This is a genomic window from Nocardioides sp. YIM 152588 (genome assembly GCF_040191335.1).
Taxonomy (GTDB): domain Bacteria; phylum Actinomycetota; class Actinomycetes; order Propionibacteriales; family Nocardioidaceae; genus Nocardioides.
Genome location: NZ_JBEGDJ010000091.1, coordinates 1 through 7956, shown reverse-complemented (window position 1 = coordinate 7956; position 7956 = coordinate 1). Strand labels below are relative to the sequence as shown.

General features: G+C 75.7%; 4 protein-coding genes. 3 read left to right on the top strand and 1 reads right to left on the bottom strand.

Going from position 1 to position 7956, the window contains the following annotated elements:
- Positions 1–281: hypothetical protein (locus tag ABLM29_RS21820; protein ID WP_349716727.1), on the bottom strand; the 281-nt coding region annotated here is incomplete at its 3' end.
- A 245-nt stretch (positions 282–526) separates the two neighbouring features.
- Here ABLM29_RS21820 and ABLM29_RS21815 point away from each other — a divergent pair.
- The 3 genes from ABLM29_RS21815 (at position 527) to ABLM29_RS21805 (ending at position 7646) form a co-directional block, all read left to right on the top strand.
- The gene (locus ABLM29_RS21815; RefSeq protein ID WP_349716728.1) at positions 527–1192 is read left to right on the top strand and encodes a lysophospholipid acyltransferase family protein; all 666 of its coding nucleotides are present in this window, start codon (positions 527–529) and stop codon (positions 1190–1192) included.
- Between the two features lie 65 nt (positions 1193–1257).
- Complete coding sequence (locus tag ABLM29_RS21810) at positions 1258–4452, top strand: ATP-dependent helicase (RefSeq protein ID WP_349716726.1); 3195 nt, start codon at positions 1258–1260, stop codon at positions 4450–4452.
- Between the two features lie 17 nt (positions 4453–4469).
- Positions 4470–7646: an ATP-dependent helicase gene (locus tag ABLM29_RS21805; protein ID WP_349716725.1), complete on the top strand. Its 3177-nt coding sequence runs from the start codon at positions 4470–4472 to the stop codon at positions 7644–7646.
- Positions 7647–7956 lie beyond the last annotated feature (310 nt).

The following is a 7956-nucleotide window of genomic DNA, read 5'->3' as shown; positions in this document are numbered from 1 at the left end:
GACCGCGTGGCGACCGAGCTGCGGCGCGCCGTCTTCGAGGGCGAGCTGGAGAGCGGTACGCCGCTGCGGGAGATCGCCCTGGCCGAGTCGCTCGGCGTCGCGGTCGGCGCCGCGGAGGCACGGCGCAGCTCCGCGAGCAGCGCGTCGGCGCTGGTCAGCGCCCCGAACAGCTCGGACGCCAGGGGGTGGCGCAGCGCCAGCCCGCAGGTGGGGCAGCGCTCCACGGCGCCGGTCAGCTCGGACCGGCAGTCGGGGCACCGGCGCGGATCGGCGTACGGCATGTCGTGGCGTTCCCTTCTCCCCGCCGCCCCGGCTGGGGCGGCCCGGGGCCATCCGACCGGAGAGTCGGGATCATCGGCCAAGTTATCCACAGGGGTACCCACAGTTTGTGGATTCTCTGGGGGTAGTTCTGTGGAGGAAGTTGGGCCGAATGTGGACGAGCGGTGTACGAACCGCCCGATTCTGGGGGTCCGTGGCGGACGGATGCGCGCGGACCCGCCGGTAGCCACTAAGTTCGGTCAGCGTGATGTATCGGGTGCTGCACACGGTCGTCCCGCCGGTCGCGAAGGCGGTCTGGCGGCCGGAGGTGCGCGGACTGCACCACGTCCCCGACAGCGGACCGGTGATCCTGGCCAGCAACCACCGCAGCTTCGCGGACTCGATGGTGATCCCGATCGTGGTGCCCCGGAAGGTCGTCTTCCTCGCGAAGTCGGACTACTTCACCGGCACCGGGTTCTCTGGCTGGATCTCGAGGAACTGGTTCGAGGGGCTGGGCATGCTCCCGGTCGACCGTGACGACCAGGCCGCGGCGATGAACTCGCTCCAGACGGCGCTCGAGGTGCTGGGCCGGGGCGAGGCGTTCGGGATCTACCCCGAGGGCACCCGCTCCCGCGACGGCCGGCTCTACCGCGGCCGCACCGGCGTCGCCCACCTGGCGATGACCTCCGGCGCCCCGGTGGTCCCGGTCGGCCTCGTCGGCACCGAGGAGCTGCAGCCGATCGGCTCCCGGTTCCCGAAGCTGGCCAAGGTGAGCGTCTCCTTCGGCGAGCCGATCCGCGTCGGCGGGGAGTACGAGGGCGTCCCGTCGGGGCGGGCCCGCCGCGACCTGACGGACCGGATCATGACCGCGATCGGCGAGCTCAGCGGCCAGGAGCCGGCCGGCGTCTACAACGACCGGGCGCCCGACGCCTGACCCGTCCGTGGGCGGGTGGTGCCCGGGTGCCGGTTCGGTCGGACCCGGGTGGTTGGCTGGGCCCCGTGAGCTTCCGGATCGAGCCCCCCGTCGCCGCCGGTCCGGTGCCGACGCTGGACGAGTTCCAGCGACAGGTCGTCGAGCACGGCTCGGGTCCGCTGCTGGTCCTGGCCGGTCCCGGCACGGGCAAGACCACGACGCTGGTGGAGGCGATCGTCGACCGGATCGAGCGCCGCGGCGCCGAGCCGGAGCAGGTGCTGGCGCTGACGTTCTCCCGCAAGGCCGCCGAGCAGCTGCGCGACCGCGTCACCGCCCGGCTCGGCCGGACCATGGCGACCCAGCTCAGCTCGACGTTCCACTCCTTCGCCTACTCCCTGGTCCGGGAGTTCGGCGACGTCGACGGGCTCTTCCCGGACCCGACCCGGCCGCCGCTCCGCCTGCTCTCGGCGCCGGAGCAGGAGGTCGTCCTCACCGAGCTGCTCCGCGACCGGGTGCACGCCGTCGACTGGCCCGCCGACCTGGCGCAGGCGCGGCGCACCCGCGGCTTCGCGCGCGAGCTGGGCAACCTGCTCGGCCGGGTCACCGAGCGCGGCATCGGCTCGCGGCGGCTCCGCCAGATCGGGGCCGACGCCGGCCGGGCCGACCTGGTCGCCGCGGCCGACTTCCTCGACCAGTACGACGACGTGCTCGGCGGCCAGAACGCGCTGGACTACTCGGCGCTGATCGCCACCGCCGTGGCGCTGCTGCAGGACCCGGTCTCCGGGGTCCGCGAGCAGCTGCGGCGGCGGTTCAAGCACGTCTTCGTCGACGAGTACCAGGACACCGACCCCAGCCAGGTGGCGCTGCTGCGCGAGCTGGTCGCCCCCGGCGCGGAGCTGGTCGCGGTCGGCGACCCGCACCAGTCGATCTACGGCTTCCGCGGCGCGGACGTGCGGGGCATCCTCCAGTTCCCCGAGGCGTTCGCCCGGCCGGACGGGAACCCGGCCGACGTCGTCGTGCTGCGCACCACGCGCCGGTTCGGTCCCGCGCTGCTGGAGGCGGCGCGCAACGTCGCGGCCCGGCTGCCGCTCCCGGGGGCGATCCCGGGGGAGCAGGCGACCGCGTTCCGGTCCCCGCTGACCGCCCCCGGGGCCGCGCCCGGCCGGGTGGAGGCGCGGACCTTCGACACCGACCGCGCCGAGGCCGAGCACATCGCCGACCTGCTGCGCCGGGCGCACCTGACCGACGGCGTGCCCTGGTCGGAGATGGCGGTGCTGGTCCGCTCCGGCTCCTCGACGCTGCCGCCGCTGCGCCGCGCACTGATCGCGGCCGGCGTCCCGGTCGAGGTCACCGCCGACGAGCTGCCGCTGCACCGGGAGGGGGCCGTCCAGCCGCTCCTCGACGCCCTGCAGGCGGTTGCCGACCCGGCGTGGCTGGACCCCGAGCGGGCGCACGCCCTGCTGCTCTCGCCGCTGGCCGGCCTGGACCCGACCGACCTGCGCGCGGTCTCCCGGGCGCTGCGGCAGCGGGTCCGCGACGCGGGCGGCCACCCGGCGGCCTCGCCCGAGCTGCTCCGCGACGCCCTGGCCGATCCGGGCTCGCTGGACGGCCTCGACGTCCCCGGCGCGGACCGGGTGCGCGCGCTGACCGCGCTGCTCGGCGCCGCGCGGACGCGGCTGGAGGCCGGCGGCAGCGTCGAGGAGGTGCTCTGGGAGCTGTGGGACGGCACCGGCTGGCCGCACCGCCTGCGCGCCGCCGCCGAGTCCGGGGCCCGGCTGGCGCACCGCGACCTCGACGCCGTCTGCGCCCTCTTCGACTACGCGGCCCGGGTCGAGGAGCGGGTCGGCCACACCGGCGTGCTGGACTTCCTGGACGCGCTGCGCGCCCAGGAGATCCCCGGCGACTCGCTGGCCGACCGCGGCAGCCGCGGCGAGGCGGTGCGGCTGATGACCGCCCATCGCTCGAAGGGCCTGGAGTGGCGCCTGGTCGTGGTCGCCCATGCCCAGGAGGGCACCTGGCCCGACCTGCGGCTGCGCTCGGGGCTGCTCGCCGCCGACGAGGTCGCGCGCGACGGCCTCGTCCCGCGCGCCAGCAGCCGGGAGATGCTCGCCGAGGAGCGCCGCCTCTTCTACGTCGCGTGCACGCGCGCGCGGGAGCGGCTGGTGGTCACCGCAGTGGCCAGCAGCGCCGAGGACGGCGAGGAGCCCAGCCGGTTCCTCGCCGAGCTCGGCCTGGGCGAGGAACCGGAGAAGATGCACACCGTCGGCCGGCCCCAGCGCCCGCTGTCGTGGGCCGGGCTGGTCGCCGAGCTCCGTCGTACCGTCGCCGACGAGCGGCTGCCGGTCGCCGTCCGGGAGGCGGCCGCGCGGCGGCTGCGGCGGCTCCCGGTGCCCGCCGCGGACCCGGCCCACTGGTGGGGCACCCGTGCGGCGTCGCGGGCGGACGCACCGCTGCGCCCGGTCGACAAGCCGATGCGGATGAGCGCCAGCCTGCTGACCGCGCTGGAGAGCTGCCCGACCCGGTGGTTCCTGGAGCGGGAGGCCGGCGGCGGTCTGCCCGCCTCGCAGGCGCAGGGCTTCGGCAACGTGCTGCACGCGCTGGCCGAGCGGGTCGGAACCGGCGAGCTGGCCGCCGAGGACCGCGACGCGCTGGTCGGGATGCTGATGGAGCGGGTCGACGAGGTCTGGGACCGGATCCCGTTCCGCACCCCGTGGTCGGCGGCCAAGGAGCGGGAGGAGGCGCGCGCGGCGCTCGAGCGGTTCGTCGACTGGCACCGCGCGGCCGCCCGCACCCCGGTCGCGTTCGAGCAGCCCTTCTCCGCCGACCTGACGCTGGCCGACGGCACGCCGGTCACCCTGATCGGCTACGCCGACCGGCTCGAGCTGGACGACTCCGGACGGATCGTGGTGGTCGACCTCAAGACCTCCAAGACCCCGCCCCCGGACAAGGACCTGCACGCGGACCCGCAGCTCGCGCTCTACCAGCTCGCAGCCGAGCGCGGCGCCTTCGCCGACCTGCTGCCCGAGGGCGCGCCGGCTGCCCCCGGCGGCGCGGAGCTGTGGCAGCTGCGGCGGGCTGTGCGGGGCCAGCTCAAGGTGCAGCGCCAGGACCCGCTGGAGCCGGCCGAGGACGGCGAGGAGCGCCCGATCGAGGCGCGGCTGCGCGCGGCCGCGGAGATCATCCGCGCCGAGGAGTTCCCGGCGCACTACGACAAGAGCACCTGCAAGTTCTGCGCGTTCCGGGTGCAGTGCCCGGCGTGGAACTCCGACCCGGTGATCTGAGCGGCAGGAAGGCAGCGATGCGGATCGAGACCCCCGAGGACCTGCGCACGGCGATGGGCACGCCGTACGTCGTCAGCGACGCCCAGTGGGCCGCCATCTCGGCGCCGCTGGAGCCGGCCGTGGTCATCGCCGGGGCCGGCTCGGGCAAGACCGAGCTGATGGCGGCGCGGGTCGTCTACCTGGTCCAGAACGGCCTGGTGCGCCCCGACGAGGTGCTCGGCCTGACCTTCACCACCAAGGCGACCTCCGAGCTGCGCGAGCGGATCCGCCGCTACGTGCCGCCCGGGCCGGACGCGCTCGAGCCGACCATCGCCACCTACAACGCCTACGCCGCCAACCTGCTCACCGAGCAGGGGCTGCGGATCGGCCACGAGCCCGACGTCCGGGTGATGGCCGACGCCTCCCGCTACCAGCTCGCCGCCCGCGCGATCGCCCGCCACCGCGGCCGGGTGCAGACGCTGAGCGACCACCCGCCGACCGTGATCGACAACCTGCTCGCCCTCGAGGGCGCGATCAGCGAGCACCTGCAGACGACCGACGCGGTGCGCGAGCACGACGCCGCGCTGCGACCGCGGGTGGACGCGGCGCTGGCCGAGGGGACCAAGGGCGACCTCCCGCGGATCCTCGCCGCGCTGGACAAGCGGGCCGAGCTGCTCGGCCTGGTCGACGACTACCGGCGGCTCAAGGACGAGCTCGGGCTGATGGACTTCTCCGACCAGGTGGCGCTCACCGCCCGGCTGGTCGCCGAGCACGCGGCGGTGGGCCGGGGCGAGCGGGAGAAGTTCCGGGTGGTGCTGCTCGACGAGTACCAGGACACCTCGGTCGCCCAGGCCCAGCTGCTCTCCGGGCTCTTCTCCGGCCCCGCGGGCGACGGCCGCGGCCACGCGGTCACCGCCGTGGGCGACCCGAACCAGGCGATCTACGGCTGGCGGGGCGCCTCGGTCTCCAACATCCTGCGCTTCCCCGAGCAGTTCCCAACGCGCCGCGGCACCGAGGCCCGGGTCTTCCCGTTGGTCGTCAACCGCCGTTCGGACCGCCGCATCCTGGAGGTGGCCAACCACCTGGCCGGCCCGCTCTACGCGCGGTTCCCGCAGGTCGCGCCGCTGGAGCCGAAGCCGGACGCGGAGCCCGGCACGGTGCGCACCCGGGTCCACGAGACGTACGCCGGCGAGCTGGCCTGGCTCACCGAGGAGGTGCGCGCGGCGCACGAGGCCGGCACCCCGTGGGGCGAGATCGGCGTGCTGACCCGCGACAACGCCAACGCGGCCGACGTCTTCGACGCGCTCTCGCGCGCCGACGTACCGGTCGAGATCGTCGGCCTCAACGGCCTGCTCCGGCTGCCCGAGGTGGCCGAGGTGGTGGCCACCCTGACGGTGCTGGCCGACCCGACCGCGAACGCCGCGCTGCTGCAGCTGCTGGCCGGGCCGCGGTGGGCGATCGGGCCGCGCGACCTCGCCCTGCTCGGCCGCCGGGCCCGCGACCTCGTCGGCGCCGCCGGGCCGCGCGAGGAGGAGCTCGGGTTGAGCGAGACCCTGGAGCGTGCCGTCGAGGGCGCCGACCCGGTCGACCTGGCCGCGCTCACCGACGCCCTGGCCGACCCCGGGGACGCGGAGGAGTTCGCCTACGCGGCGTCCGCCCGGGAGCGGTTCGCACTGCTGGACGGCGAGCTGCGGCGGCTGCGCGCCCACGTGGGGGAGCCGCTGCTGGACCTGGTCCGGCGGATCATCGACGTGACCGGCATCGACGTGGAGCTGGCCTCCTCGATCAGCGACGCGGCCGCCGCGCGCCGGGAGAACCTGGACCACTTCGTCCGCGCCGTCGCCGACTTCACCTCCGTCGACGGCCAGCAGAGCCTGCCGGCGCTCCTGGCGTGGCTCGAGGCCGAGGACGAGATGGGGGAGGGGCTCGACGTGGCCACCCCCTCGGAGAGCGACTCGGTCAAGCTGCTCACGGTGCACCGGGCCAAGGGCCTGGAGTACGACGTCGTCTTCCTGCCCGGCTGGTGCCTGGAGAAGTTCCCCAACAAGACGCTGCGCACGCCGTGGACGACGGGCCAGGCGGTGCTGCCGATCCCGCTGCGCGGCGACTGGGAGGACCTGCCGTCCTGGCGCGACCTGACCGCCGCCGGCCACAAGGCGTTCCTGGAGGAGGCCCGCGGGCACCAGCTCGAGGAGGAGCTGCGGCTCGCCTACGTCGCCCTGACCCGGGCCCGCCACGTGCTCCACGTGTCGTCGTACCTGTGGACCGAGAGCCGCAAGACGCCGGTCGGGCCGTCGCCGTTCCAGGCCGAGGTGCGCGACGCGATCGCCGCCTGGGGTGCGGAGCCCGACGCCTGGCTGGAGCAGCCGCCCAAGGGCGCCGAGAACCCGACGACCGCCTCGCGGGAGACGGTGGTCTGGCCGGTCACCGAACGCTCCGCGGAGGCCCTGCGCCGGATCGCCGCCGCCGAGGTGGTCGCCGGCGTCGACCCGGCGGCGCCCGATGCCGACCTGGGCGAGTACGCCGACCTGGTGGCCGGCTGGGACGACGAGATCGACCGGCTGCTGGTCGAGCACCACGCCCGCGACGCGGCCTCCCGGGTGGCCGTGCCGCTGCCGCCGGCCCTGTCGACGACCGCCCTGGCCCGGCTGCGCTCGGACCCCGACGCGTTCGCCCGCGACCTGGTCCGCCCGATGCCGCGCAAGCCGTCGCCGGCGGCCCGCTTCGGCAGCCGGTTCCACGCCTGGGTGGAGACCCGGTTCGGGCAGCAGAGCCTGCTGGAGGTGGACCGGCTCTCCGGCCGGGGCGACGCCGAGGTCTCCCGCGACGACGAGCACGACCTCGAGGAGCTGGTCGCCCGGTTCACCGCCGGCCCGTTCGGGGACCGGATGCCCGCGGCCGTCGAGGCCCCCTTCGCGCTGGTGCTCGGCGGGCAGGTGGTGCGCGGCCGGATCGACGCGGTCTACGCCGAGCCGGCCGTGGGTGGGGGCGACCCCGGCTTCCTGCTCGTCGACTGGAAGACCAACGCGCAGGCCACCGCCGACCCGCTCCAGCTCGCGGTCTACCGGGTCGCCTGGGCCGAGCTGCGCGGGGTGCCGGTCGACCGCGTGCGCGCCGGCTTCTACTACGTCCGCACCGGGCGGCTGGTCGAGCCCGCCGACCTGCCGGGGCGGGACGCGCTCGAGCGGCTGCTGGACGGCGCCGGGGCTCGCTGATCCTGGCGGCCGACCGGGGCGGTTCGGCTGCTGGGCGGTCCTGCGGCGGCGGGTCTGCGCGTGAGGCGGGGCCTGCGCGTGAGGGGGGCCTGCGGGTGAGGGGGCGGGGCTGCGCGTGCGCGGGTCGTGTGCGTGAGGCGGGTCGTGTGCCTGTGGCATCGGGATGGCGGGGTGTGGGGCACACGAGGCGGGGCAAGGCGCGGGTGGGCTCGGGTTGGTGGGGGTCGTGTGCCTGTGGCATCGGGATGGCGGGGTGTGGGGCACACGAGGCGGGGCAAGGTGCGGGTGGGCTCGGGTTGGTGGGGGTCGT